Raw genomic sequence first — 25,675 nt, 5'->3', positions numbered from 1 at the left:
CCGTTCGTCGGCTGCGATTCCGACAGTGAGTACCCGCGGTGGCGGAAAGCTACGCGACCGGCGCCCGGTGAGGGCGGTGAGCTACCCGCGCGGCAGCCCCAGCAGCCGCTCGGCGGCCAGGGTCAACAGGATCTGCTCGGTGCCCCCGGCGATCGACAGGCACCGGGTGTTGAGGAAGTCGTGCACTTCGCGTCCGGCCACCGCACCGGCGCCGTCGGCCACGTCCATCCGGAATTCGGCCAGCTCCTGGCGATAGCGCACCCCGATCAGCTTGCGCACCGAGGACTCCGAGCCGGGGTCTTGGCCGCCGACGGCAAGCTGGGCGATGCGCTGATCGAGCAGGGAACCGGCCTGAGCGGCGATGATCAGCCGGGCCAGTCGTTCCGCGGTGGCGGTGTCGGGTTCGCGATCCGCCAGGGTTTTCAGCAGCTCCTCCATCGGGTTGCCCAGCGCGGTTCCGCCGGCGATCGCGACGCGCTCATTGGCCAAGGTGGTGCGGGCCAGCCGCCAGCCGTCGTTGACACGGCCGACGACCTGCTCGTCGGGGACGAACACGTCGTCGAGGAAGACCTCGTTGAACAGGGCTTCGCCGGTGATCTCCCGCAGCGGCCGGATGTCGATGCCCTCGGCGGCCATGTCGACCAGGAAGTAGGTGATGCCCTTGTGCTTCGGAGCGTCGGGATCCGTTCGGGCCAGGCACACGCCCCATTGCGAGTCATGTGCCCGCGACGTCCAGACCTTCTGCCCGGTCAGACGCCAGCCGCCGTCGACCTTCACCGCTTTGGTGCGCAGCGCCGCCAGGTCAGAGCCGGCCCCCGGCTCGGAGAACAGCTGGCACCAGAACACCTCTCCGGTCAGGGTGGCCGGAATGAAGCGCTCGATCTGCTCGGGCGTGCCGTGCTCGAGAATCGTCGGGGCCGCCCACCAGCCGACCACCAGGTCGGGACGGCCGACACCGGCTGCGGCGAGCTCCTGGTCGATCACCAGTTGCTCGGCCGGGCCGGCCGCGCGTCCGTAGGGCACCGGCCAGTGCGGCGCCAGCAGGCCCGATTCGGCCAGCGCCACCTGATGCTGGTCGGCCGGCAATGCCGCGATGCGCGCCACCTCCGCGGCGATCTCGGCTCGGATGTCGGTGGCCTCCCCCAGGTCGACCTCCAACCGGCGGCGCAGGCCGGCGCGGGTCAGCTCGGCGGTCCGCCGCAGCCACCGCTCGGGGCCGCCCAGCGCCTGCCCGATCCCGTAGGCCCGCCGCAGGTACAGGTGGGCGTCGTGCTCCCAGGTGATGCCGATACCGCCGAGCACCTGGATGCAGTCCTTGGCGTTGGCCTTGGCGGCGTCGATGCAGATCGCGGCGGCCACCGCGGCCGCGATGGTCAACTGCTGGTCATCTGCGTCGGCAGCGGCCCGCGCCACATCGGCGGCCGCCACCGCGGCTTGGTCGGCCCGGCACAGCATCTCCGCACACAGGTGCTTGACGGCCTGGAAGCTGCCGATCGGCTTGCCGAACTGTTCGCGCACCTTGGCATATGCGACCGCGGTGTCCAGCGCCCAGCGGGCCACCCCGGCCGCCTCCGCGGCCAGCACCGTGACCACCAGGTTCTCCACCCGGCTGCCGGTCGCGACGACCACTGCCGGCGCTGCCGACAACGTCACCTTGGCCAACGGCCGGGAGAAGTCGGTGGCGGCGAGCGCCTCGACCTGCACCCCGTCCGCGCGGGCGTCCACCAGGATCCAGGTCTGGCCGTCGGATTCGGCCTCACCGGCCGGCAGCAGCAGCAGCGCGTCCGCGGTGGCGCCGAGCACCCGTTCAGCGGTGCCGGAGGCCTGGCCGGCGGCGTCGAAGCTCACCGCCGCAGCGGAAGGGTCGGTCACCACGCCGGCCACCCGTTCGCCGGCGGCCAAGGCTTCGGCCAGGGCCGGATCGGTGACCACCAGGGTGGCCAGGGCGGTGGTCGCCACCGGCCCGGGGACCAGGGCCTTGGCGGCCTCGTCGACCATCGCGCAGAGGTCTTCGAGTCGACCACCGGCGCCACCGGATTCCTCGGGGACCGCGACTCCGAACAGGCCCAGGTCGGCCAACCGGGCGAAAACGGCTTGCCAGGAATCGGTTTCGCCCGCTTCGGCGGCACGAATCGCCTCAGCGGTGCCCGCGGTGGCGGCCCAGTCGCGGACCAGCTCGCGGGCAGCGAGCTGGTCGGCGGCACTGGTCTCCGTGATATGCACTGACACGCTGGGCTCCTCCGGGTCGAGATCGGCTTGAGAGAGGCGGGGCACGAACGCTCCCGCCAACCACTAGAACGTGTTCTAATAGTGCCAGCGTCCGAGCGTCAAGTCGAACCGTTGTGGCTGGACACGTCGGGTCCGGCCGATGTCGGGAACACGAAATGCACGTACGCGGTGCGTATCGTTATGAGCCAGTGGATCGATGGAGGGAGCCGCAGCGCACATGTCGTCAGCTGAGGGCACAGCAGGCCGCGGATCGGCCAGCCAACCGCGCGAGGTGGCCAACCTCTCTGTGCTGACGGAATCTGATCTGGGCTCCGAAGCGCAGCGCGAACGCCGCAAACGCATCCTCGACGCGACGCTGGCCATCGCCTCCAAGGGCGGTTATGACGCGGTGCAGATGCGCGCGGTCGCCGACCGTGCGGACGTGGCCGTCGGCACCCTCTACCGCTACTTCCCGTCGAAGGTTCACCTGCTGGTCTCAGCGATGGGCCGCGAGATCGCGCGGGTGGACACCAAGACCGACCCGGCGACGTTCGCCGCCACCACCCGTCACCAGCGGCTCAATCTGGTGGTCAACAAGCTCAACCGCGCCATGCAGCGCAACCCGCTGCTCACTGAGGCGATGACTCGGGCCTACGTCTTCGCCGACGCCTCGGCGGCCGGCGAAGTCGACCATGTCCAGAAACTGATCGACTCGATGTTCGCCGGAGCCATGAGCGACGGTGAGCCGACCGAGGAGCAGTACCACATCTCTCGGGTGATCTCGGATGTGTGGCTGTCCAATCTGCTTGCCTGGCTGACTCGGCGGGCATCCGCCACCGATTTCACCACCCGACTGGACCTGGCGGTGCGGCTGCTGATCGGCGACGACGACAGTCCCAAGGTCTAGTCCCACTTCGCCACCACGCCCCCGTTAGCCTAGGCGGATGCGCCTCAAGCTCGGCCGCCCCGACATCGGCCGGTATGCCGACCGGTTCGACGTCACGCCCGCAGCGCCGGGCGCGCCCTTGTCGGTGACGTGGCTCGGCGTGACCAGCATGCTGATCGACGACGGGTCGTCGGCGCTGATGACCGACGGTTACTTCTCTCGCCCAAGCCTTGCGCAGGTGGCACTGCGCAAAGTCGCGCCGTCAGCCGCCCGAATCGACGCCTGCCTGGCCCGGGCCGGAGTGCATGAGCTGGCTGCGGTGATCCCCCTGCACTCACACATCGATCACGCGCTGGACTCCGCTGTGGTGGCCCAACGCACCGGCGCGGTGCTGGTGGGTGGCGAGTCGACAGCCAATGTCGGCCGGGGACAAGGACTCCCCGACGAGCGCCTGGTGATCGCCGCCTCGGGCACGCCCATCACGTTGGGCGCCTACGACGTCACGCTGATCGAGTCGCGGCACTGCCCACCGGACCGTTTTCCCGGCATCATCACCGCCGCGGTCGTCCCACCGATGCGGGCCTCTGCCTACCGGTGTGGTGAGGCCTGGTCGGCGTTGGTGGCCCACCGCCCCTCAGGGTGCACTGCGCTGATCATGGGCAGCGCCGGATTCATCCCGGGGTCGTTGGCCGGCCGCCGCGCCGACGTCGTCTACCTGGGCATCGGCCAACTGGGCATTCAGCCTCGTCAATACCTGGTCGACTACTGGAATGAGACGGTCCGCGCCGTCGGCGCTTCGACGGTGGTGTTGACCCACTGGGACGACTTCTTCCAACCATTGTCCAAGCCGTTGCGGGCCTTGCCGTATGCCGGCGACGACCTCGATGTCACGATGCGGGTTCTGTCCGAGCTGGCCGAAGCAGACGGAGTCGGCCTGCACCTGCCCACGGTGTGGCGTCGTGAGGATCCGTGGGCCTGAACCTGGCTCTTGCACTGCTGCTGCTTGCCGTGGTGCTGGGGTTCGCGGTGGCGCGCCCGCGCGGCTTGCCGGAGATGTTCGCTGCGGTGCCGGCCGCCGCCATTCTTGTTGCCACCGGCGCGATCTCGATGCACGCCGCACTGTCCGAGGCCGCCACGCTGCTGCACGTCGTCGCGTTTTTGGGCGCGGTGCTGGTGCTGGCGCAGCTCTGTGACGACGAGGGCCTGTTCGAGGCGGCCGGCGCTGCGATGGCACGAGCCGACGTCGGCCCGCCGCAACACCTGCTGCGCCGCGTCTTCGTCATCGCCGCCGGTCTGACCGCGGTGCTGAGCCTGGACGCGACGGTGGTGCTGCTGACCCCGGTGGTGCTGATGATGGCCCGCCGCCGCCACGCCCCGATGCGCCCGCACGCCTATGCGACCGCGCACCTGGCCAACACGGCGTCACTGCTGCTGCCGGTGTCGAACCTGACCAACCTGCTGGCGTGGCACCACGCCGGCCTGTCGTTCGTCAGATTCACCGCGCTGATGGCGGCACCGTGGCTGGCCACCATCGCGGTCGTCTACCTGATCTTCCGCTGGTTTTTCCGGGCCGATCTGCGCGCAACACCGGCACATCAGCACGCCGGCCCACCGCCCCCGGTACCGGTGTTCGTGCTGGTGGTGCTGGGGCTGACGCTGGCCGGTTTCGTGGTCGCCGAAACCTTCGATGTGCCGGCGGCATGGGCGGCGGTCGCCGGTGCCACCGTGCTGGCCGCCCGCGGTCTGGCGCAACGGCGCAGCACCCCGGCCGGTATTGCGCGCGCCGCCAACCCCGCATTCCTGGTCTTCGTGCTGGCACTCGGCGTGGTGGTGCGGGCGGTGGTGGACAACGGGCTGGGCGCGCAGATGACCACGGTGCTGCCGGCGGGGTCGAGCCTGCCGGCGCTGCTGGGCATCGCGGCCGTTGCCGCACTGCTGGCGAACGTGGTCAACAACCTGCCCGCGACGCTGGTCCTGGCACCACTGGTGGCAACCAGCGGTCCGCTGGCGGTGCTGGCGGTGTTGATCGGGGTCAACATCGGCCCGAACCTCAGCTACACCGGCTCGCTGTCGAACCTGCTGTGGCGGAGAGTGTTGCGCCGCTACGGCGTCGCGGCCGGCGTCGGCGAATACAGCCGCCTGGGGCTGTGCACCGTTCCGGCCACGCTGCTGATCGCAGTGCTGGCCTTGTGGGCGAGTGCGCGACTTCTGGGGGTCTAGTTGACCGGGTGGGCCCGCGGCAGCGGCATGCCCAGCTCGGCCAGCACCGCGCGAAGACGGCTGGGATAGTCGGTGATGAGCCCGTCGACTCCGGCGGCGATCTGCTGCCGCATAGCGTCGGAATCGTTGACGGTCCAGGGAATCACCCGCAGCCCTGCCGCATGTGCGCGTTCGGTGAGTGCTCGATCCACCATCACGTAGTCCGGGGACACGATATCCGCGCCGACCGCCAGCGCCCCCGAAATCGGATCAGGGCCCTGCTCGGCCAGCGCGACCAGCGGGATACCCGGTTCCGCGGCGCGCACCAAAGGCAGGGTGCGCCAGTCGAAACTCTGGATCTGCACGCCGTCCAGCTTTTCGGCGGCGCGCACCGCCGCCAGGATCACGTCGATGATCTGCTGCTGGTTGTCGCCGTCGACCTTGGCCTCGATGTTGTAGCGGACATCCGTGCGGCCGGCCAGCGCGAAGACGTCCGGCAGAGTCGCGATCACGTTGTGCCGCACGACTTCCGCGTCCGGGAATTCCGGCAGCAGGTGTCCACAGTCCAGGGTGCGGATCTGGTCCAGGGTGAGATCGGCTACCCGCCTGCCCACATAGGGGTAGTCGGGATCGCCGGGGAACGCCGGTCCGGTGTCGGTGCACTTCGCCGGCTCGATCACCGGGTCGTGCCACACCAGCGGCTGCGCGTCGCGCGTGAGCACGATGTCCAACTCCAGGGTGCTGACCCCCAGCGCGAGCGATTTCGCGAATGCGCGTAACGATTCCTCGGTGGTCTCGCCGCGGCCGCCGCGGTGCGCCTGCAGGTCGAACGCCGGCGGCTGGGCGACCGTCGTCGCCGACGCGGTGATCGCCGCGACAAGCAGTGCCGCCGCAACCACTGCGCGGCGAATCACCGTCGCTGACGGGCGATCTCGGCCAGCACCACCCCGGCGGCCACCGATGCGTTGAGCGACTCGGTGGGCCCGGACATCGGAATCGACACGATGACGTCGCAGTTCTGCCGGACCAGGCGGGATAATCCCTTGCCCTCCGAACCGACGACCAGCACCATCGGGGTGGTGCCGTCCAGTTCATCGACCACGGTGTCGCCGCCGGCGTCCAACCCGACGATCTGCAGGCCGCGGTCTGCCCACGCCTTCAGTGTCTGGTTCAGGTTGGGCGCCCGCGCAATGGGAACCCGGGCCGCGGCACCGGCACTGGTTCGCCAGGCCACCGCGGTCACCGAGGCCGACCGGCGCTGCGGGATCACCACACCGTGTCCGCCGAATGCCGCGACCGACCGGACGATGGCGCCGAGATTGCGCGGATCGGAGATGTTGTCCAGTGCGACCAGCAACGGGGGCGCCACATCGCTTCGCGCGGCCGCGATCAGGTCGTCAGGGTGCGCGTAGGCATACGGGGGAACCTGCAGCGCGATGCCCTGGTGCAGACCATTGGTGGTCATCTTGTCCAAGTCGGATCGCGGGACCTCCAGGATCGGCAATCCGGAATCGGCTGCGCGGGTGACCGCCTCGGTCAGTCGCTCATCGGCCTCAGCGCCCAGCGCCACATACAGTGCGGTGGCGGGGATTCCGGCCCGCAGGCACTCCAGCACCGGGTTGCGGCCCAGCACGGTCTCGTTCTCGTCGGTGCGCTTGGCGGTCCGGTAGGCCCGCTGCTTCGCCGCGCGCTTGGCGGCCTTGGCCGCCGGGTGGTATTCGCGCTTGTGGGCCGGCGGGGTGGCCCCGCGGCCCTCGAGCCCGCGGCGGCGCTGGCCCCCGGATCCGACCGTCGGCCCCTTCTTGGTGCCGGGCTTGCGCACCGCACCTTTGCGCTTTGAATTTCCGGCCATCTACTCAGACCCCTCCACCAGTAGTGACCATTGCGGACCGTCCCCGGTGTCGGTGACCTCGATGCCGGCGTCCTTGAGCCTGCAGCGGATCTCGTCGGCCAATTGCCAGTCCCGTTCCGCGCGGGCGGTTTCCCGACGTTCCAACTCGGCTCGCACCAAGACGTCGACCGCGGCCAGCGCCGCGGAGGTCTCGTCGCGCGATTCCCAGCGCTCATTGAGCGGGTCGCAACCCAGCACGTCCATCATCGCCCGGATGGCACCGGCTGCGGCCATCGCGCCCTCGCGGTCGCCGGAGTCCAGCGCCCGGTTGCCCTCCGCGCGCGTGCGGTGCACCTCGGCCAGCGCGATGGGCACCGACAGATCGTCGTCGAGGGCTGCGGCAAACCGGTCCGTCCAGGTGGTGGGAACCACCGCACCCACCCGGCTGCGCACCCGGTGCAGGAAGTCTTCGATACCGACGTAGGCGTTGACGGCGTCGCGCAGCGCGGTCTCGGAGAACTCGAGCATCGACCGGTAGTGCGCACTGCCCAGGTAGTAGCGCAGTTCGGCGGGCCGGACACGTTGCAGCACCGCCGACATCGACAGCACATTGCCCAGCGACTTGCTCATCTTCTCGCCGCCCAGGGTGACCCACCCGTTGTGCAGCCAGTACCTGGCGAACCCGTCTCCGGCGGCCCGACTCTGCGCGATCTCGTTCTCGTGGTGCGGGAAGACCAGGTCCATCCCACCGCAGTGAATGTCGAATTCGGGGCCGAGGTAGGCCCGGGCCATCGCCGAACACTCCAGGTGCCAGCCTGGACGGCCAGGACCCCACGGGGTGGGCCAGCTGGGCTCACCGGGCTTGGCGCCTTTCCACAGGGTGAAGTCACGCGGATCGCGCTTCCCGGTGGCAACCCCCTCACCCTGGTGCACATCGTCGATGCGATGACCGGACAGCTGGCCGTAGTCGGGGTAGCTGAGGACGTCGAAGTAGACGTCACCGCCGCCGGTATAGGCGTGTCCAGAGTCGATCAGGCGCCCGATCAGCTCGATCATCTGGGTGATGTGCCCGGTGGCGCGCGGTTCGGCCGACGGCGGCAGCACCCCCAGCGCGTCATAGGCGGCGGTGAACTCACGCTCGTGGGTGGCAGCCCACTCCCACCAGGGCCGGCCCGCTGCGGCGGCTTTGGCGAGAATCTTGTCGTCAATATCAGTCACGTTGCGCACAAAGGCGACGTCGTAGCCGCGGGCCGTCAGCCACCGGCGCAGAACATCGAACGCCACGCCGCTGCGGACATGGCCGATATGGGGCGCCGCCTGCACGGTGGCGCCGCACAGATAAATAGACACATGACCGGGCCGCAGCGGGACAAATTCACGCACGGCGCCGGTAGCCGTGTCGTGTAGTCGCAGGCTGGGGCGATCGGTCACGACGGGCCAGCTTACCGGGCGCGCAGCCTGCGACTGCCACGCGCGCCGCTTCCGAGGACCTGTCGGGAGCGTCGTATCGGTGGACAGGGGGTGTGACGTGGCATATATTGCGGCAGTGAGTAAACGTCTGGTTGCAGCCTCCGGAGCAGTCTTCACCGCGGTCGCTTTCGCGGGTAGCGGGACCGCCTACGCCGAAGAGCCGAACAACAATCAGCCTGCGGCGCAGCAGGCGGAGGTCGCGGCAGCCCCGATCCAGCCCCCGGCCGAGGTCGCGCCCGTCGAGGCTGAAACCCTGCCTGCCCCTGGTGTCGACCCTGCGGTGATCGATGCCCAGCAGGACATGGTGGCTGAGCAGCAGCGCCAGCAGGCGGAGCAGAATGCCGAAACGGCCGAAACTGCCGCCGCGACCGTCAGCGCGACCCAGGCCTCGGCAATGGGTGCCCAGATCGGCATGTCGATGGCGATGATGGCACCGTCGTTGGCCATGATGGGCGTGCCCCTGGTGATGCCCCTGTTGTCCACCGGGCTGACCACTCTGGCCCGGTCGGGCGTGAACGCCGGCACCAACACGGCTGCCACGGCCGGCACGGCCGCCGCCACCGAGGTCTTCGGTGCGGCCGCTTCCACCGACGCCCTCCTTCCCGGCGCGGCCGCTGCGACCGATCTCTTCAGCGCCCCCGTCGAAGCCGTCTCGGCTCCCGTCGCTGACCTGCCCTTCGGCCTGGGCGACATCGACTTCCTGTCGGCTCTGGACACGAGCGCCCTCACGGATACGGCGGACGTCGTCGGTAGCACTGTGGTTGATGCCGCGGCTGCCGGCCTCACCGACAGCGTCACCCAGGGGCTCACCGACACCGTCACCCAAGGCCTCACCGACAGCGTCACCCAGGGTCTCACCGACAGCGTCACCCAGGGTCTCACCGACAGTGTCACCCAGGGCCTCACCGACACCATCACCGTTGGTGTCACCGACGCCGTGACCCAGGGTGTCACCGACACTCTCGCCGAAGCCGTCACCGAAACCGTCGCCGACACCGTCGCGCTGGGTGTCACCGATGCCGTCACCGAGGCCATCACCGACGCCGTTGTACCGGGGGCGGCTGAGGCCGGCGCGGAGCTTGGCACCGGCCTCGCCCTGTGCATCGTCGGCGCCATCTTCGGCGTGGACTGCTAGTTCCCGCCTGACTGCCTAAGCAGGCACAACCAACGCGGTAGCCACCGCGGCCAGTCCCTCACCTCGACCGGTGAGCCCTAGGCCGTCGGTGGTTGTCGCCGACACCGAGACCGGTGCGCCAAGCAGTTCCGACAGCACCCGCTGCGCTTCGGCGCGGCGGACCCCCACCTTCGGCCGGTTCCCGATCACCTGCACCGTGGCGTTCCCGATCACGAATCCGCTGTCGGTGAGCAGCTGGCGTACGTGGCCGAGCATCACAGCACCGGTTACGCGTGCCCAGCGGGGCTCGTCGACGCCGAAAACCGCCCCCAGGTCCCCGAGGCCTGCCGCAGACAGTAGCGCGTCACACAGGGCGTGTACGGCCACATCGCCGTCGGAGTGCCCCGCGCAGCCGTCAGCATCGGGAAACAGCAGCCCCAACAGCCAGCACGGCCGCCCCGGTTCGATCGGGTGCACGTCCGTGCCCAAACCGACCCGCGGCAGCGCACTCACCGATTCACCACCGCCTCGGCGAGCTTGGCATCCAACGCGGTGGTGATCTTGAAGGCCAGCGGATCGCCTTCGACGGTCTGCACCTGGCCGCCGATGTGCTCGACCAGCGCGGCATCGTCGGTGAACTGCGCGCCCGCACCGGCCTGCTGGTAGGCCCGCAGCAGCAGGTCGGCGGCGAAGCCCTGCGGAGTCTGTACGGCGCGCAGGCCGGCCCGCTCAGGGGTGCCCAGGACCGTTCCATTCGCGTCGACCGCCTTGATGGTGTCGGCGACCGGCAGCGCCGGAACCACGGCTCGGTACCCGGCATGCAACGCCTCGACCACCCGGACCACCAGGGCAGGCGGAGTCAACGGACGTGCGGCGTCGTGAACCAGCACGAAGTCGGGCTCGCCGGCGCTGGCCAACGCCAACCGGACGGAATCGATGCGGTCCGGGCCGCCGGCGACCACGGTGGCGGACCCGCCCAGGATCAACTTGGCCTCGTCCGTGCGATCCGGCGGCACTGCGACCACAACCTGGTCGATGACCCCGGACTCTCGCAGACCGGCCACGGCACGCTCAACCAGCGTCACGCCGCCCAACAGAAAGAATGCCTTCGGCAGGCCGGCGCCCAGGCGCACACCCGCACCGGCCGCCGGTACCACGGCTACTGTGCTTGACACCGGACCCCCGGCAGTTCAGAACGACGCAGTAAGGACACTGCGGTCAGGATGCCGCGGCCAGCACCTCGTCGAGGATGGTCTCCGCCTTGGCGTCATCGGTGTTCTCGGCCAGGGCAAGCTCGCCGACCAGAATCTGGCGCGCCTTGGCCAGCATCCGCTTCTCACCGGCGGACAGGCCACGCTCCTGGTCGCGGCGCCACAGGTCACGAACCACTTCGGCTACCTTGTGCACATCGCCGGAGGCGAGCTTCTCCAGGTTGGCCTTGTAACGGCGCGACCAGTTGGTCGGCTCCTCGGTGTGCGGGGCACGCAGCACCTGGAAGACCTTGTCCAGGCCTTCCTGCCCAACAACGTCACGCACGCCGACATATTCGGCGTTGTCAGCGGGAACTCGAACGGTCAGATCGCCCTGCGCCACCTTGAGGACCAGATAGTCCTTTTGCTCGCCTTTGATGGTCCGGGTTTCAATCGCTTCGATCAACGCTGCACCGTGGTGTGGATATACGACGGTGTCTCCGACCTTAAAGATCATCTGATTCGAGCCCCTTTCGCTACCCCATGCTAACACGTCGCCACAACACGCGACCAACAACGGTGCAGGTCAGGGGCACCGCAGCCCCAGATGGGGGGTTGACACGAGGGCCGAAGCATGCTGGGCCGAACCTGATCGGAGCCTGATCAGGGCTGGTCGAGGGGGGTGGTAGACGACCGGTGGCCCTGCGCTACCGCCGGCAGACGGTTGCTACTACAGTGCATAGTCACAAGTCGCGACGGCCGAGCAGGAGACCACACGTGAACTCGTTCAGCAGCGCCTTCAACAAGGCTGCTATCGCGCTGATTGCTGCGGCGGCGCTGGCCGGCTGCGGCACCGGGCAGATCTCTCAGACCGCTGACCAGGCGTCTGCGGTAAACGGCGCCTCCGCCACCGTCGGCGACCTGGCACTGCGCGACGTGCGTATCCAGGCGACCCAGACCGGCGACGCCCTGCAGCCGGGCGAGACCGTCGACCTGGTGTTCGTGGTCAGCAACTCTTCGGCCGACACCGAGGACGAGCTGAGCGACATCAAGACCTCGGTCGGCAAGGTGTCCTCGACCGGCAGTAAGACCGTGCCCGTCGGCGGCGTGCTGGTGGTCAGCGCCCCGGCAGGCCCCGACCTGCCGACGGCTCCCGCCGCCAAGGCACTGCCCGAGGTGGCCAACGCCAACACCGCCGCGGCGACGGTGTCCCTGGACAAGCCGATCAGCAACGGCCTGACCTACGACTTCACCTTCACCTTCAAGAACGCCGGCGACGTGCACGTGGACGTGCCGATCTCGGCCGGCCCGCTGTCGCACCACCACTGATCTGTCGACGCGGGCACTGTCGGACCTGACCGATACGGTCGCGAGGTGGCCAAGGCACGTTCGCTCTTTCGCTGTTCGGAATGCGGGAACACCACCGCGAAGTGGCTGGGCCGCTGCCCGGAGTGCGGCAGCTGGGGTGGTATCGACCCGATAGCAGAGCCGGCGGCACCGGCGGGTGGGCTGCGGCCGGCGGCGCCGGCGCGGCCCGCGGTGCCGATCAGCTCCATCGAGGCGGGTCGCGCCCGACCGGCGCCGACGGGTGTCACCGAACTCGACCGAGTGCTGGGCGGCGGGTTTGTCCCGGGCTCGGTAACCCTGTTGGCCGGCGATCCCGGTGTCGGCAAATCGACGCTGCTGCTCGAGGTCGCTCACCGCTGGGCGTTGGCCGGGCGCCGGGCGCTGTACGTCTCCGGCGAGGAGTCCGCGGGGCAGATCCGGCTGCGCGCTGAGCGCACCGGATGCAGCCACGACGAGATCTACCTGGCCTCGGAGTCCGACCTGCAGACGGTGCTGGGTCATATCGAGGCGGTGCGGCCCACCCTGGTGGTGGTGGACTCGGTGCAGACCGTGGCCGCCGCCGACACCGACGGTGTGGCCGGCGGGGTCACCCAGGTGCGTGCGGTGACGGCCGCGCTGACCGCGGCAGCCAAGAACGCCGATGTGGCGCTGGTTCTGGTCGGGCACGTGACCAAGGACGGTGCGATCGCGGGCCCACGTTCGCTGGAGCACCTCGTCGATGTGGTGCTGCACTTCGAGGGTGACCGCAATTCGGTGCTGCGCATGGTGCGAGCGGTCAAGAACCGTTTCGGCGCCACCGACGAGGTGGGCTGTTTCCTGCTCCGTGACGACGGCATCGAACCGGTTACCGACCCGTCGGGGCTGTTCCTGGAGCAGCGCAGCGAGCCGGTGCCCGGCACCGCGATCACCGTGGCGCTGGACGGCAAGCGCCCGCTGATCGGCGAAGTACAGGCGTTGCTGGCCAAACCGGCAGGCGGCTCGCCGCGCCGCGCGGTCAGCGGCATCGACCACGCGCGGGCCGCCATGATCACCGCGGTGCTGGACAAACATGCCGAGCTTCCGATCGGGGCCGGCGACATCTACCTGTCCACGGTGGGCGGTATGCGCTTGACCGATCCGTCCACGGATTTGGCTGTCGCCATCGCGCTGGCATCGGCCTATGCGGACCTACCGCTGCCGGCCACCACCGTGGTGGTGGGCGAAGTGGGCCTAGCCGGTGACCTGCGTCAGGTCAACGGAATGGATCGCCGGCTCGCCGAGGCGGCCCGGCTCGGATTCACCACCGCGCTGACTCCCCCGGGCGCGCCGGCCACGGTGGGCGGCCTGCGCACCGTGCCGGCCGCCAACATCGTTGCCGCACTGCACCACCTGGTCGAGATCGCCGACCGGCGGACCGGGCATGTGGCCCCGCCGCAGCTGTTGGATCGAACCTAGAGCCGACGCAGGATCAGTTGCCGGGCTGCCCCGCGTCCGGCGGGAGCACGTCCTGCCCCGGCGGCAATGCGTCCGGCCCAGGTTCGACGAGCATGAACGGCACCGTCGCGGATCTCAGATTGCCCAGTTGGACGACCAGGTTGTAGGTCCCGGGCCCGATCGGCTGCCGCGGCAGCGGACATTGCGGTGCCGAACCCATCCCGGTCCAGGTCACCGTGGTGGTCACCTGCTCGCCCGGGTCGAAAGTCTTCACCAGGGTTTCGTTCGACGGAGCGCAGTCCAGGTTCGACCACAGCCGCTGGTTGTCCAGCGAGTACACGTAAGCGGCCAGCACCGCAGCCCCCACATCCCGCTTGCAGGCCACCAGGCCGATGTTGGTGACGACCATGGTGAACTGCGGCTGCTCACCCACGGTGTACTGCGGACCGGTCAGCCCCTTGACCGCCAGTGTCGAGTCGGGGCAGTCGTCGCCCTCCTTGAGCACCGGAGGCGGAACCACCGCGGCGGTCGGGGTGGGAGCTTGAGGTGGCGCCTGCTCTGCGGGAGCCACCACGGGCGTCTTGACCTCTTCAGGCGAGGCGTTCTGCGGCTTGGCGTGCTGCGCGGTGGTCTGCTTCTTCCCGTCGGCATTGTCGGCACCGGCGCTGCTGTGGAAGAGGCCGAAGATGATGGCCGACACGACTGCGATCACGATGAGCGCAATGCCCAGCGCGAGGCCACGTCGTCGCCAATAGATCTGCGAAGGCAGCGGACCCTGCGGTTCCAAATCGAGCACGTTCTCACGGTAGGACGACCTCACCGCGAGTTGTCCGACCCTTCCCGGCGTGTCGTTGCCGCGTTGTGACCTTCGCCGACTATTCGACGCCGGGATCGCCGATGTCGCCCAGGTGTTGGCGCGGCGAGACCCGTCCGTCGGCCAGGTGATAAGTGGCGCCGACGATCGCCAGCGAGCCGGCCTCGATCCGCGCGGCGATCGCCGAGGACCGGGTCGCCAGCTGCGCCACCGTCTCGGTGACGTGGCGGGCTTCGAACTCGTCGACGGCGCGGAGCCCGTCGCGGCGGCCCAACAGGATCGACGGCAGCACCCGCTCAACGATGTCGCGCAGATAGCCGCCCGGCACCGCGCCACCGTCCAATGCCGACAGGGTCGCCGAGATCGCCCCGCAGCTGTCGTGGCCGAGCACCACGATCAACGGAACGTTGAGGACCTCCACCGCGAACTCGATCGAACCCAGCACCGCCGCGTCGACCACGTGGCCCGCGGTACGGACCACGAACATGTCGCCGAGGCCCTGATCGAAGATCAGCTCGGCGGCCACCCGACTGTCGCCGCAGCCGAACACGACTGCGGTCGGTTTCTGACCGTTGGCCAGTGCGGCGCGGCGCGCGACATCCTGGCTGGGGTGGTTGGGCCGGCCTGCGACGAAGCGCTCGTTACCCTCCTTGAGTGCTTTCCACGCTGATATCGGGTTCGAATTGGGCATGCCCGACATTCTGCACGGGTTCGGGTCCCAGCGCTCGATGAACCTCCGAGCCGACGATCTGCTGAGCTGGTTCGCCGGGGCCGAACGCGAGCTGCCTTGGCGGGCCGGTGATGTCACGCCGTGGCAGATCCTGGTGAGCGAGTTCATGTTGCAGCAGACTCCGGTCGCACGGGTGCTGCCGATCTGGCCGGACTGGGTGGCGCGCTGGCCGACCCCGTCGGCGACGGCGGCCGCGAGCCAGGCCGAGGTGCTGCGCGCCTGGGGCAAGCTCGGCTACCCTCGCCGGGCCATCCGGCTGCACGAATGCGCGACCGTGATCGCCCAAGACTTCGCCGATGTGGTGCCCGACGATGTCGAAGTCCTGCAGCAGCTGCCCGGAATCGGCAGCTACACCGCCCGGGCGGTGGCCAGCTTCGCCTACCGCCAACCTGTGCCGGTGGTCGACACCAACGTGCGCCGGGTGGTGGCCCGGGCCGTGCACGGGCAGCCCGACGCCGGCACGCCGTCGGCCAGGCGCGACCATGCCGACGTCGAGGCCCTGCTGCCCGATGCCGACCGGGCCGCCAGGTTCTCCGCGGCGCTGATGGAGCTGGGCGCCATTGTCTGCACGGCGCGCTCGCCGCGCTGTGACAGCTGCCCGCTGAAGCACAGCTGCAGCTGGCGGCTTGCCGGTTCACCACCGGCCACCGGACCCCGCCGGCCCGCTCAACGTTATGCCGGCACCGATCGTCAGGTCCGTGGTCGACTACTGGATGTGTTGCGAGACAACGTTGTTGCGGTGACTCGCGCGGAGCTCGACCTGGCCTGGCCGGTGGATGCCGTGCAACGCGAACGCGCCCTGAACTCGCTGCTGAGCGACGGCCTGGTGGAACAGCGTTCCGACGGCCGCTTCGCGCTGCCCGGTCAGGACAGGAACGACTCGACGGCCTCGCGGTAGATCTGCGGCGCCTCGTCGTGCACCAGGTGCCCCGCGTCGGGAACGTGCAGATACGTGCTGTCGACCGCGAGGCGGTGCATTTCGCGCATCTGCCCCGGCGGGGTCACCGAATTGCCGGCCTCGATCAACAACGTCGCACAGCGCACGCTGCGCCATTGCTCCCAGTAGTCGCGGGTGCCCCACTCGGCGGCGATCTGCAGCCACCACTCGGGCCGGCCATGCAGCCGCCAGCCGGTTTCGGTGTGGTCGAAGGCCTCCAGGAAGTACCGGCCGGCGATCTCACCGAATTCGGCGATCACCGCCTCGGCAGTGGGGAATTCCACCGGCAGGGCATGCACCCACGGCTCCCACGGTCCGGTGGTGCGGCCCCGGAAGTCCGGCGCCATGTCCTCGACCACCAGCGCGGAGATGAGCTCGGGGTGCCGGGCGGCCAGGCACCACGAGTGCAGACCGCCCATCGAGTGCCCGATCAGGCGCACCGGGCCCGGCAGCTGTTCCACGGCAACGGCCAGGTCGGCGACGAAGCGTTCGGTGGAGATCCGGTGCGGGTCGGCGACGTCCCGACCACGGTGCCAGGGGGCGTCGTAGGTGTAGACCGCGCCCAGCCTGGTCAACCACGGCAGTTGTCGCGGCCAGGTGGTGCCGCGGCCCATCAGTCCGTGGACCAGCACCAGCGGTGCCCCGTGTCCACCGCGGTAGGTCAGCAGCTCGGTCGACGCGTTCCCCACCCGGGGCACGGTAGCCTAGGCCCATGTCAGTGGTGAAGATCAACGCAATCGAGGTGCCCGCCGACGCCGGGCCGGAACTGGAGAAGCGATTCGCCAATCGCGCGCACGCGGTGGAGAACCAGCCCGGTTTTCTTGGCTTCCAGCTGCTGCGCCCGGTCAAGGGCGACGACCGCTACTTCGTGGTGACGCACTGGGAGTCCGACGAAGCGTTCCAGGCCTGGGCTCAGGGACCCGCCGTCGAAGCCCACGCCGGGCAGCGGGCCAAGCCGGTGGCCACGGGCGCCTCGCTGCTGGAGTTCGAGGTCGTGCTTGACGTCTCCGGAACCGCCGCCCAGGCCTAGCCCCGTGCGACGCCACCTGGCGGCATGGACGACCGCGCTGATCCTGGTGCCCCTTGCCGCCGGCTGCGCATCTTCACCGGCAGCACCCGCCGACGCCGGTTCCGACAGCGGCGTGACGATTTCGACCAAGACTCCGCCGGGTCTGCGCGCCAAGCAGACCATGGACATGCTGAACTCCGATTGGCCGATCGGCCCGGTCGGGGTGGCGACCCTGGCCGCACCGGACAAAGTCGAGCAGGTGGTCACCACCATGGAATCGCTGTGGTGGGACCGGCCTTTCCACCTCGACAGCGTCGACATCGGCGCCGCCGAGGCGACCCTGCACCTGACCACCTCCTACGGTGCCCGTCAGGACATCAGGATCCGCACCGACGACAACGGCATGGTGTACCTGTTCAAACCCACCACCGAGACTCCGACCATCAATTCCTGGCACGACCTCGAGGCCGTGCTGAAGCGGACCGGTGCGCGGTACTCCTACCAGGCATCGCGGATCGAGGGTGGGGCCTGTAAACCGGTCGCCGGTGCCAACACCACGCAGTCACTGCCGCTGGCATCGATCTTCAAGTTGTACGTGCTGCTGGCGGTGGCCAACGAGGTGCAGGCGGGCCGGGTGTCCTGGGACGATCCGCTGACCATCACGGGCCGGGCCAAAGCGGTCGGCTCGTCCGGTCTGGAGGAATTGCCCGACGGCGCCAGTGTCTCGGTACGCAGAGCCGCCGAGAAGATGATCGCCACCAGCGACAACATGGCCACCGATCTACTCATCGGCCGGGTGGGGACGCGCGCGGTCGAGCGGGCCCTGGCCGCAGCCGGTCACCACGACCCGGCGAGCATGACGCCGTTTCCCACTATGTACGAACTGTTCTCGGTGGGCTGGGGCAAACCCGACCTGCGCGAGCAGTGGCAGCACGGGTCGCCGCAGGAGCGGGCGAAACTGCTGCAGCAGGCCGATTCCCGGCCCTATGAGCCGGATCCGATTCGCGCGCACATCCCGGCGTCGGCCTACGGTGCCGAGTGGTACGGCAGCGCGGAGGACATCTGCCGGGTACACGTCGCGCTGCAGGACGCCGCGGTGGGCAAGGCGGCACCGGTGCGGGAGATCCTGTCCGCGGTGCGGGGCATCGACCTGCCGCGAAGCGACTGGCCCTATATCGGCGCCAAGGCCGGCGGACTGCCCGGCGACCTGACCTTCAGCTGGTACGCCGTCGAGCAGAGCGGCCAGCCCTGGGTGGTCAGCTTCCAGCTCAACTGGCCGCGCGACCACGGCAAGAGCGTCGGCAGCTGGATGCTGCAGGTGGCCAAGCAGGCGTTCGGCCTGCTGCCCACGCAGCACTAGCGGCCCACGCAGCACTAGCGGCGAGCGCAGCACTCGCGGCGAGCAGTCGCGAAAGCCCCCAATTCCTTACGGAAAAGGGGGCTTTCGTGACTGCTCGGCAGTTACTCCGCGGTCGGTGCGCCTGCCTTGGCCAGGTCGGACGTCTCCGCAGCCGGCTTGGGGCGACCGGCAAAGGTGAACACCGCGTTCTCGTGCGCACCCTCGCCGTCCCAGTTCTCGACATCGACGGTGACCAACTGGCCGGGACCGAGCTCTTCGAACAGGATCTTCTCCGAGAGCTGGTCTTCGATCTCGCGCTGGATGGTGCGCCGCAACGGACGCGCTCCCAACACCGGGTCGAAGCCCCGCTTGGCCAACAGGGACTTGGCCTTGTCGGTCAGCTCGATGTCCATGTCCTTGGCCTTGAGCTGCTTGGCCACCCGGCCGATCATCAGATCGACCATCTGGATGATCTCTTCCTTGGTGAGCTGGTGGAAGACGATGATGTCATCGATACGGTTCAGGAACTCCGGGCGGAAGTGCTTCTTGAGCTCGTCGTTGACCTTGAGCTTCATCCGCTCGTAGTTGTTCTCCCCACCGCCCTGGGTGAAGCCCAGTCCGACCGCCTTGGAGATGTCGGAGGTGCCCAGGTTGGAGGTGAAGATCAGCACGCAGTTCTTGAAGTCCACCGTGCGGCCCTGCCCGTCGGTGAGCCGACCGTCCTCGAGAACCTGCAACAGGCTGTTGTAGATCTCGGAGTGGGCCTTCTCGATCTCGTCGAACAGCACCACCGAGAACGGCTTGCGCCGCACCTTCTCGGTGAGCTGGCCGCCCTCTTCGTAGCCGACGTAGCCCGGAGGGGCGCCGAACAGCCGCGACGCGGTGAAGCGGTCGTGGAACTCACCCATGTCGATCTGGATGAGTGCGTCGTCGTCACCGAACAGGAACTCGGCCAGCGCCTTGGACAGCTCGGTCTTACCGACACCGGACGGGCCGGCGAAGATGAACGAGCCCGAGGGCCGCTTGGGGTCCTTCAGTCCTGCGCGGGTACGCCGGATCGCCTTCGAGACCGCCTTGACGGCGTCCTCCTGGCCGATGATGCGCTTGTGCAGCTCATCTTCCATCCGCAGCAGGCGGGTGGTCTCGGCCTCGGTCAGCTTGAACACCGGAATACCGGTCCAGTTGCCCAGCACCTCGGCGATCTGCTCGTCGTCGACCTCGGCCACGACATCCAGATCACCGGACCGCCACTGCTTCTCACGCTCCGCACGCTGCGCGACGAGCTGCTTCTCCCGGTCCCGCAGACTGGCCGCCTTCTCGAAGTCCTGCGCGTCGATCGCAGACTCCTTCTCCCGGCGCGCGTCGGCGATCTTCTCGTCGAACTCACGCAGGTCCGGTGGCGCGGTCATCCGGCGGATACGCATCCGGGCACCGGCCTCGTCGATCAGGTCGATCGCCTTGTCCGGCAGGAACCGGTCATTGATGTAGCGGTCGGCCAGGGTGGCCGCCGCCACGATCGCCGAGTCGCTGATCGAAACCCGGTGGTGGGCTTCGTAGCGGTCGCGCAGGCCCTTGAGGATCTCGATGGTGTGCTCCACGGTGGGCTCACCGACCTGCACCGGCTGGAACCGGCGCTCCAGTGCGGCGTCCTTCTCGATGTACTTGCGGTACTCGTCGAGAGTCGTGGCGCCGATGGTCTGCAGCTCACCGCGGGCCAGCTTCGGCTTGAGGATCGAGGCCGCGTCGATCGCGCCCTCGGCCGCGCCGGCACCCACCAGGGTGTGCAGCTCGTCGATGAACAGGATGATGTCGCCGCGGGTGTTGATCTCCTTGAGGACCTTCTTCAGGCGCTCCTCGAAGTCACCGCGGTAACGGCTGCCGGCCACCAGCGACCCCAGGTCCAAGGTGTAGAGCTGCTTGTCCTTCAGCGTCTCGGGGACCTCGCCGGCCACGATGGCCTGCGCCAGGCCCTCGACCACAGCTGTCTTGCCGACGCCGGGCTCACCGATGAGCACCGGGTTGTTCTTGGTGCGCCGGCTCAACACCTGCATGACCCGCTCGATTTCCTTCTCGCGGCCGATCACCGGGTCGAGCTTGCCCTCCATGGCGGCCGCGGTCAGGTTGCGCCCGAACTGGTCGAGCACCAGCGAGGTGGACGGTGAGCCGGACTCACCGCCGCGTCCACCGGTGCCGGCCTCGGCGGTCTCCTTGCCCTGGTAGCCACTCAGCAGCTGGATCACCTGCTGGCGGACCCGGGTCAGGTCAGCGCCCAGCTTGACCAGAACCTGGGCGGCGACGCCCTCACCCTCACGGATCAGACCGAGCAGAATGTGCTCGGTGCCGATGTAGTTGTGGCCGAGCTGCAGCGCCTCACGCAGGCTCAGCTCAAGTACCTTCTTGGCGCGCGGGGTGAACGGGATGTGCCCGGACGGCGCCTGCTGGCCCTGGCCGATGATCTCCTCGACCTGGCTGCGCACCCCCTCCAAAGAGATGCCCAGCGACTCCAGCGACTTGGCGGCGACGCCTTCACCCTCGTGGATCAGGCCCAACAGGATGTGCTCGGTCCCGATGTAGTTGTGGTTGAGCATCCGGGCCTCTTCTTGGGCCAGGACGACAACCCTGCGGGCTCGGTCCGTAAATCTCTCGAACATCGGTGGCTACCTGCTCTCCCTCGCGATCGGCACTTGGTCGGCCTCGGCTCGGCCGGCGTGCCTGCCGTCCACTCTAGTGGGCGGCGCGGCGCGCCGTGACCTGCCTTGTAGTGCGTACTGAATCGACCGTCCGATAGCCCGCCCGAAAAAGCCTGGCACCGGATGTAAGGGAGCAACGTCTCAACCCACCGAAAGTGTTCCGACGGGCGCAGGATTCGCCACCGGCGAAACTACCGACTCCCCCGCCGAGCCTGCCCGACCCCCGCCGGTCTAGGTGGCGGCGTGAAATGCGTCGATGATGTCTGCCGGGATACGCCCGCGGGTCGACACGTTGTGCCCATTGCGGCGGGCCCATTCACGAATCGCGGCGCTCTGCTCACGGTCGATGGTTCCACGACGCCCGCTGCCGGAACGGCCCCGCCGACGGCCTCCGACCCGACGGCCGGCGTCGGCCCACTTCTTCAGTTCTGCGCGCAGTTTCGTAGCATTCTTGCTCGAAAGGTCGATCTCGTAGGTCACCCCGTCCAGGCCGAATTCGACCGTTTCGTCGGCGGCACCCTCACCATCGAAATCATCGATCAAGGTGACGGTCACTTTTTTCGCCATTGGTACCCCTTGGTTAGCTTTCCTGCGCGCAATCGTACGCAAAGCCGTATTCGACCTCGCCGACTAATCTGCCACAAAAAAACTCCTGCTTCAACACAACATGCTTCGGTGCAGTTCAGTTGGCTTGGCGGCGAACAATCGGAAACAATACAGTCTCTCTAATTGATAGACCCGTCAAGACCATCAACAGGCGGTCGATACCCATTCCGGTACCTGTGCAGGGCGGCATCGCGTGTTCCATCGCCGCCAGAAAGTCCTCGTCGAGTGCCATCGCCTCGTCATCGCCGGCAGCCGCGGCGCGGGCCTGCGCGGCGAACCGCTCGCGCTGCACCACCGGGTCGATGAGCTCGGAATAGCCGGTGGCCAGTTCGACACCGCGCATATAGAGATCCCACTTCTCGGTAACGCCTTCGATGCTGCGGTGCTGGCGGGTCAACGGCGTGGTCTCGACCGGGAAATCCCGAACGAATGTCGGGGCGCTCAGCGTGTTCCCGACAGCGTGTTCCCAGAGTTCTTCGACAAGTTTGCCGTGCCCGTAGCCGCGGTCTTTCGGTATTTCCACGCCGAGTCGATCCGCGAGCGCCCACAGCTCGTCCGCCGAGGTGGCCGGGGTGATCTCCTGGTCGACTGCGGCGGACAACGACGGATACATTTCGACCGTCGCCCATTCGCCGTCAATGTCATAGATACTGCCGTCGGGCAGCGGCAGTTGACGGGTCCCGATCACCTCATCGGCGACCTCTTGAATAATCTCCCGGGTTGCCACCGCCGAGTCGTCATACGTGCCGTAGGCCTGGTAGGTCTCCAGCATCGAGAACTCGGGCGAATGCGTGGAATCGGCGCCCTCATTACGGAAAACCCGATTCAGTTCGAAGACCCGGTCGAACCCACCGACCACGCACCGTTTCAAGAACAGTTCTGGTGCGATTCTCAGGTAAAGGTCGGCATCCAGGGCGTTCGAATGGGTGACGAAAGGCCTGGCGGCAGCGCCACCGGCCAATGTCTGCAACATCGGTGTTTCGACCTCGAGGAATCCGCGCCGCTCAAGCGCGTTACGCACCGCGCGAATGACCGCGATCCGCTGCCGCGCCACAGTCCGCGCCTCCGGCCGCACGATCAGGTCGACATAGCGCTGCCGAACCCGCGACTCCTCGCTCATCTCCTTGTGCGCGACCGGCAGCGGCCGCAATGACTTGGAGGCCATCTGCCAGGCGTCAGCCAACACCGACAGCTCGCCGCGCCGGGAGCTGATCACCTCGCCGTGCACGTAGACGATGTCGCCGAGGTCGACGTCGGCCTTCCACGCGTCAAGCTCCTGCTGTCCGACACTGGCCAGGCTGATCATCACCTGAAGCTGCGTGCCGTCACCCTCCTGCAGTGTCGCGAAGCACAGTTTGCCCGAGTTACGGGCGAACACCACCCGGCCCGCGACGCCGACGACGTCGCCGGTGGCGGTGTCGGCGGCCAGGTCGGGGTACCCGGCCCGGATCTGAGCCAGGGTGTGGGTGCGATCCACTGCCACCGGGTAGGGGTCACGGCCTTCGGCCAGCAGGCGAGCTCGCTTGTCGCGACGGATCCGGAACTGCTCAGGGAGGTCGGATTCGTCCTGCGTGTCAGGGGAAACATCGGCGGAGCTCACGACCCGCCAGCTTAGAGGAACAGGGGCGAGAGAACGAAAAGCCGGCTCAGCGGGCCGGACGCAGCCTGCCCCGCTGGCTGTCCCGGTTGCGCTCGAACACCAGCCGCAGTCCGTCCAGGGTGAGATTGGCGTCGTGATGGGCGACCGTCTCCAGGTCGGCCAGCAACAACGGTGCGGAGTGACCGGTGGCCACCACGGTCACGTCGTCTCCGGCGCCCGCAGCCTCCTCCCGGACCCGGCGGACCAACCCGTCGACCAGTCCGGCGAACCCGTAGATCGCGCCGGCCTGCATGCATTCGACCGTGTTCTTGCCGATCACCGAGCGCGGCCGGGTGAGTTCGACCCGGCGCAGGCCGGCGGAGCGGGCAGCGGCGGCGTCCGAGGAGATCTGGATGCCGGGCGCGATGGCACCGCCCAGGAATTCACCCTTGGCCGAAACCACGTCTACGCAGATGGACGAACCGAAGTCGACGACGATCGCTGCCGTCTTGAACTTGTGAAACGCGGCCAGGGCGTTGACGATCCGGTCCGCCCCCACTTCTTTGGGGTTGTCCACCAGCAGAGGTATCCCGGTGCGTACACCCGGTTCGATCAACACGGCGGGCACCGAAGCCCAATACTGGTCCAGCATCAGCCGGACTTCGTGCAGCACCGACGGGACGGTGGACAGCGCGGCGGCGCCGGTGAGTTGTTCGCCGTCGTCGCCGATGAGGCCGTCCAGAGTCAGCGCCAGCTCGTCGGCAGTGATCTCCGCCTCGGTCCGAATCCGCCACTGCTGTACGACGTTTGCATGGTCACCGGAACCGGCGATCAGGCCGATGACGGTGTGGGTGTTGCGGACGTCTATCGCCAGCAACACGGCTAATGCACGCTCCTGGGCGAAACCAGATCCGAGACGTCATCGGGGACGAAGGCCGGGTCGTCACCGAGATCCACCGGCTTGTTGTCGGCGTCGACGAACACGATCCGCGGCCGGTAGTCGCGGGCCTCGGCATCCTCCATGGTGCCGTAGGCGATAAGGATGACCAGGTCGCCGGGGTGCACCAGATGCGCTGCCGCACCGTTGATTCCGATGACACCGCTGCCCCGCTCGCCGGTGATGGCATAGGTCACCAGGCGGGCGCCGTTGTCGATGTCGACGATCGTGACCTGCTCACCCTCAAGCAGGTCAGCAGCCTCCATCAGATCGGCGTCGATGGTCACCGAGCCGACATAGTGCAGGTCAGCATGAGTGACCGTGGCACGGTGAATCTTCGACTTCAGCATCGTCCGAAACATCAATTCCTCCGGGTTGATACGTCGGATTCAGTTTCGCCTCTCCGCTGGGGCTCGCTGAACCGCCGGGTTGATACATGCGTTCCATCTGGACCGGTCTGCGAACCGGCTGACGCCAACTCGGCGTCGACGGGCTGTCCGAGGGTGATCGCCGCGTTGTCGATCAGTCGTGTGGTGCCCACCCGGGCGGCGATCAGCAGCCGTGCCGAACCGTCCGCAGGCGCCGGTCCGAGGTCGACGCCTCGAACCTCCAGGTAGTCGACATCGACGGCAGGCACTGCGGACAACACCGCGCCGGCGGCATCCAGGGCCGCCTGGGCGCCGGCCGCAGCCGCACGTTCGCCGGCCGCCAGAGCGGCGGACAGGGCCGTCGCGGCTTCGCGCTGCGCGGGGTCCAGGTAGCGATTACGCGACGACATGGCCAGGCCGTCGGCTTCGCGCACCGTGGGAACACCCACCACGGTCACGTCGAGATTGAGGTCGGTGACCATCTGGCGCACCAACACCAGCTGTTGATAGTCCTTCTCGCCCAAGAACACTCGATCGGGGTTGACGATCGACAGCAGTTTGCAGACCACGGTGAGCATGCCGGCGAAATGGGTCGGGCGCGCGGCGCCTTCGAGTTCGGCTCCCAGCGGCCCCGGATGCAGGCAGGTGCGCGGGCCGTTCGGGTACATGGCCGCGGCAGTCGGCGTGAACACCAGGTCGACCCCGGCGGCACGCAACGCGGCCAGGTCGTCGTCCAGAGTGCGGGGGTAGGCGTCGAGATCCTCTCCGGCACCGAACTGCAGCGGGTTGACGAAGATCGACACCGCCACCACCGCGCCGGGCACCCGCTGCGCCGCACGAACCAGCGACAGGTGGCCTTCGTGCAGGGCGCCCATGGTCGGCACCAGCATCACCCGGCGGCCGGTCGAGCGCAGCGCGCGGCTGACCCGGGCGATGTCTTCCGGCCGCTCATAGACGTTGAATCCGCCGGCGGTGAAGGTGGGCTGCGGGCCGCGAACCAGGTGGGAG

General features: G+C 68.4%; 25 protein-coding genes. 9 read left to right on the top strand and 16 right to left on the bottom strand.

Going from position 1 to position 25,675, the window contains the following annotated elements; all coding sequences use genetic code 11:
- Positions 1-81 precede the first annotated feature (81 nt).
- The gene (locus AWC18_RS12385; RefSeq protein WP_085138946.1) at positions 82-2,217 is read right to left on the bottom strand and encodes an acyl-CoA dehydrogenase family protein; all 2,136 of its coding nucleotides are present in this window, start codon (positions 2,215-2,217) and stop codon (positions 82-84) included.
- 229 nt (positions 2,218-2,446) lie between these two features.
- Between AWC18_RS12385 and kstR the strand changes: the two genes are divergently transcribed.
- The 3 genes from kstR to AWC18_RS12370 are packed head-to-tail and all read left to right on the top strand — an operon-like array spanning position 2,447 to position 5,314.
- Positions 2,447-3,115, top strand: a complete 669-nt coding sequence (gene kstR / locus AWC18_RS12380; protein WP_064997637.1) for a cholesterol catabolism transcriptional regulator KstR — start codon at positions 2,447-2,449, stop codon at positions 3,113-3,115.
- Between the two features lie 37 nt (positions 3,116-3,152).
- On the top strand, positions 3,153-4,073 hold the full coding sequence (locus tag AWC18_RS12375) for an MBL fold metallo-hydrolase (protein ID WP_085138910.1): 921 nt from the start codon (positions 3,153-3,155) through the stop codon (positions 4,071-4,073).
- Complete coding sequence (locus tag AWC18_RS12370; RefSeq protein WP_085138945.1) at positions 4,070-5,314, top strand: ArsB/NhaD family transporter; 1,245 nt, start codon at positions 4,070-4,072, stop codon at positions 5,312-5,314. Before AWC18_RS12375 ends, AWC18_RS12370 begins: the two co-directional genes overlap by 4 nt.
- Here AWC18_RS12370 and AWC18_RS12365 read toward each other — a convergent pair.
- From AWC18_RS12365 to cysS, 3 genes are read right to left on the bottom strand one after another with little or no spacing between them, the layout of a single operon-like run.
- Positions 5,311-6,207, bottom strand: a complete 897-nt coding sequence (locus AWC18_RS12365) for a glycerophosphodiester phosphodiesterase family protein (protein WP_085138909.1) — start codon at positions 6,205-6,207, stop codon at positions 5,311-5,313. The two genes, AWC18_RS12370 and AWC18_RS12365, sit on opposite strands and share 4 nt — an antisense overlap.
- Positions 6,204-7,145: a 23S rRNA (guanosine(2251)-2'-O)-methyltransferase RlmB gene (gene rlmB, locus AWC18_RS12360; protein WP_064997640.1), complete on the bottom strand. Its 942-nt coding sequence runs from the start codon at positions 7,143-7,145 to the stop codon at positions 6,204-6,206. Before rlmB ends, AWC18_RS12365 begins: the two co-directional genes overlap by 4 nt.
- On the bottom strand, positions 7,146-8,555 hold the full coding sequence (gene cysS, locus AWC18_RS12355) for a cysteine--tRNA ligase (protein ID WP_064997641.1): 1,410 nt from the start codon (positions 8,553-8,555) through the stop codon (positions 7,146-7,148). It abuts the gene before it with no gap.
- A 115-nt stretch (positions 8,556-8,670) separates the two neighbouring features.
- Here cysS and AWC18_RS22225 point away from each other — a divergent pair, with 115 nt between their 5' ends.
- The gene (locus tag AWC18_RS22225; RefSeq protein ID WP_085138908.1) at positions 8,671-9,729 is read left to right on the top strand and encodes a hypothetical protein; all 1,059 of its coding nucleotides are present in this window, start codon (positions 8,671-8,673) and stop codon (positions 9,727-9,729) included.
- Between the two features lie 15 nt (positions 9,730-9,744).
- On the opposite strand, the gene ispF is transcribed toward AWC18_RS22225, so the two are convergent.
- The 3 genes from ispF to carD are packed head-to-tail and all read right to left on the bottom strand — an operon-like array spanning position 9,745 to position 11,415.
- Positions 9,745-10,221, bottom strand: a complete 477-nt coding sequence (gene ispF / locus AWC18_RS12345; RefSeq protein WP_085138907.1) for a 2-C-methyl-D-erythritol 2,4-cyclodiphosphate synthase — start codon at positions 10,219-10,221, stop codon at positions 9,745-9,747.
- Positions 10,218-10,883: a 2-C-methyl-D-erythritol 4-phosphate cytidylyltransferase gene (gene ispD / locus AWC18_RS12340; RefSeq protein WP_064997644.1), complete on the bottom strand. Its 666-nt coding sequence runs from the start codon at positions 10,881-10,883 to the stop codon at positions 10,218-10,220. The genes ispF and ispD overlap by 4 nt, the downstream gene beginning before the upstream one ends.
- 43 nt (positions 10,884-10,926) lie before the next feature.
- Positions 10,927-11,415, bottom strand: coding sequence for an RNA polymerase-binding transcription factor CarD (gene carD / locus AWC18_RS12335; protein ID WP_064997645.1), 489 nt, complete (start codon positions 11,413-11,415; stop codon positions 10,927-10,929).
- Between the two features lie 260 nt (positions 11,416-11,675).
- Here carD and AWC18_RS12330 point away from each other — a divergent pair, with 260 nt between their 5' ends.
- Positions 11,676-12,227, top strand: coding sequence for a copper chaperone PCu(A)C domain-containing protein (locus AWC18_RS12330; protein WP_234806514.1), 552 nt, complete (start codon positions 11,676-11,678; stop codon positions 12,225-12,227).
- A 45-nt stretch (positions 12,228-12,272) separates the two neighbouring features.
- On the top strand, positions 12,273-13,679 hold the full coding sequence (radA, locus tag AWC18_RS12325) for a DNA repair protein RadA (protein WP_085138906.1): 1,407 nt from the start codon (positions 12,273-12,275) through the stop codon (positions 13,677-13,679).
- Positions 13,680-13,692: 13 nt separating this feature from the next.
- On the opposite strand, the gene AWC18_RS12320 is transcribed toward radA, so the two are convergent.
- Both AWC18_RS12320 and AWC18_RS12315 read right to left on the bottom strand, forming a co-directional pair.
- On the bottom strand, positions 13,693-14,454 hold the full coding sequence (locus AWC18_RS12320) for a hypothetical protein (protein ID WP_064997647.1): 762 nt from the start codon (positions 14,452-14,454) through the stop codon (positions 13,693-13,695).
- Between the two features lie 79 nt (positions 14,455-14,533).
- Entirely contained in the window at positions 14,534-15,163 is a 630-nt protein-coding gene (locus AWC18_RS12315) for a carbonic anhydrase (protein ID WP_064997694.1), read from the bottom strand.
- A 37-nt stretch (positions 15,164-15,200) separates the two neighbouring features.
- On the opposite strand from AWC18_RS12315, the gene AWC18_RS12310 reads away from it, so the two are divergent.
- Positions 15,201-16,100 carry an iron-sulfur binding domain-containing protein gene (locus AWC18_RS12310; protein WP_208858362.1) on the top strand — a complete coding sequence of 300 codons (900 nt, stop codon included), beginning with the start codon at positions 15,201-15,203 and terminating at the stop codon, positions 16,098-16,100.
- Here the strand turns inward: AWC18_RS12310 and AWC18_RS12305 are convergent.
- Positions 16,067-16,828, bottom strand: a complete 762-nt coding sequence (locus AWC18_RS12305; protein WP_109470339.1) for an alpha/beta fold hydrolase — start codon at positions 16,826-16,828, stop codon at positions 16,067-16,069. The two genes, AWC18_RS12310 and AWC18_RS12305, sit on opposite strands and share 34 nt — an antisense overlap.
- A 23-nt stretch (positions 16,829-16,851) precedes the next feature.
- Here AWC18_RS12305 and mhuD point away from each other — a divergent pair, with 23 nt between their 5' ends.
- Together mhuD and AWC18_RS12295 are read left to right on the top strand one after the other, a co-directional pair.
- Positions 16,852-17,169 carry a mycobilin-forming heme oxygenase MhuD gene (mhuD, locus tag AWC18_RS12300; protein WP_064997650.1) on the top strand — a complete coding sequence of 106 codons (318 nt, stop codon included), beginning with the start codon at positions 16,852-16,854 and terminating at the stop codon, positions 17,167-17,169.
- A 4-nt stretch (positions 17,170-17,173) separates the two neighbouring features.
- Positions 17,174-18,508: a serine hydrolase gene (locus AWC18_RS12295; RefSeq protein ID WP_085138904.1), complete on the top strand. Its 1,335-nt coding sequence runs from the start codon at positions 17,174-17,176 to the stop codon at positions 18,506-18,508.
- A 101-nt stretch (positions 18,509-18,609) separates the two neighbouring features.
- Here the strand turns inward: AWC18_RS12295 and clpC1 are convergent, their stop codons facing one another.
- The 6 genes from clpC1 to panC all read right to left on the bottom strand — a co-directional run bounded on the left by clpC1 (position 18,610) and on the right by panC (position 25,668).
- Entirely contained in the window at positions 18,610-21,138 is a 2,529-nt protein-coding gene (gene clpC1 / locus AWC18_RS12290; protein ID WP_064997652.1) for an ATP-dependent protease ATP-binding subunit ClpC, read from the bottom strand.
- A 270-nt stretch (positions 21,139-21,408) separates the two neighbouring features.
- Positions 21,409-21,744: a histone-like nucleoid-structuring protein Lsr2 gene (gene lsr2, locus AWC18_RS12285; RefSeq protein WP_064997653.1), complete on the bottom strand. Its 336-nt coding sequence runs from the start codon at positions 21,742-21,744 to the stop codon at positions 21,409-21,411.
- A gap of 115 nt (positions 21,745-21,859) precedes the next feature.
- Entirely contained in the window at positions 21,860-23,383 is a 1,524-nt protein-coding gene (gene lysS, locus AWC18_RS12280; RefSeq protein WP_064997654.1) for a lysine--tRNA ligase, read from the bottom strand.
- 46 nt (positions 23,384-23,429) lie between these two features.
- Positions 23,430-24,242 (bottom strand): type III pantothenate kinase, encoded by an 813-nt coding sequence (locus tag AWC18_RS12275; protein WP_064997655.1) that lies wholly within the window; start codon positions 24,240-24,242, stop codon positions 23,430-23,432.
- A 2-nt stretch (positions 24,243-24,244) separates the two neighbouring features.
- Complete coding sequence (panD, locus tag AWC18_RS12270; RefSeq protein ID WP_064997656.1) at positions 24,245-24,661, bottom strand: aspartate 1-decarboxylase; 417 nt, start codon at positions 24,659-24,661, stop codon at positions 24,245-24,247.
- On the bottom strand, positions 24,661-25,668 hold the full coding sequence (gene panC / locus AWC18_RS12265; protein WP_085138943.1) for a pantoate--beta-alanine ligase: 1,008 nt from the start codon (positions 25,666-25,668) through the stop codon (positions 24,661-24,663). The genes panD and panC overlap by 1 nt, the downstream gene beginning before the upstream one ends.
- Between the last annotated feature and the right edge of the window lie 7 nt (positions 25,669-25,675).

The sequence above is a fragment of the Mycolicibacter nonchromogenicus genome (assembly GCF_002101775.1).
Lineage (GTDB): Bacteria > Actinomycetota > Actinomycetes > Mycobacteriales > Mycobacteriaceae > Mycobacterium > Mycobacterium nonchromogenicum.
The sequence above is the reverse complement of the archived record's forward strand: the minus strand, read 5'-3'. Positions and strand labels throughout refer to the sequence as shown.

What these genes read in the sequence shown, in the direction of transcription:
- kstR (WP_064997637.1), top strand. Translation starts at nt 2,447, where the DNA reads ATGTCGTCAGCTGAGGGCACAGCAGGCCGCGGATCGGCCAGCCAACCG.
- AWC18_RS12375 (WP_085138910.1), top strand. Translation starts at nt 3,153, where the DNA reads ATGCGCCTCAAGCTCGGCCGCCCCGACATCGGCCGGTATGCCGACCGG.
- rlmB (WP_064997640.1), bottom strand. Translation starts at nt 7,145, where the DNA reads ATGGCCGGAAATTCAAAGCGCAAAGGTGCGGTGCGCAAGCCCGGCACC.
- carD (WP_064997645.1), bottom strand. Translation starts at nt 11,415, where the DNA reads ATGATCTTTAAGGTCGGAGACACCGTCGTATATCCACACCACGGTGCA.
- AWC18_RS12315 (WP_064997694.1), bottom strand. Translation starts at nt 15,163, where the DNA reads ATGCCCAATTCGAACCCGATATCAGCGTGGAAAGCACTCAAGGAGGGT.
- AWC18_RS12310 (WP_208858362.1), top strand. Translation starts at nt 15,201, where the DNA reads ATGAACCTCCGAGCCGACGATCTGCTGAGCTGGTTCGCCGGGGCCGAA.
- mhuD (WP_064997650.1), top strand. Translation starts at nt 16,852, where the DNA reads ATGTCAGTGGTGAAGATCAACGCAATCGAGGTGCCCGCCGACGCCGGG.
- clpC1 (WP_064997652.1), bottom strand. Translation starts at nt 21,138, where the DNA reads ATGTTCGAGAGATTTACGGACCGAGCCCGCAGGGTTGTCGTCCTGGCC.
- lsr2 (WP_064997653.1), bottom strand. Translation starts at nt 21,744, where the DNA reads ATGGCGAAAAAAGTGACCGTCACCTTGATCGATGATTTCGATGGTGAG.
- panD (WP_064997656.1), bottom strand. Translation starts at nt 24,661, where the DNA reads ATGTTTCGGACGATGCTGAAGTCGAAGATTCACCGTGCCACGGTCACT.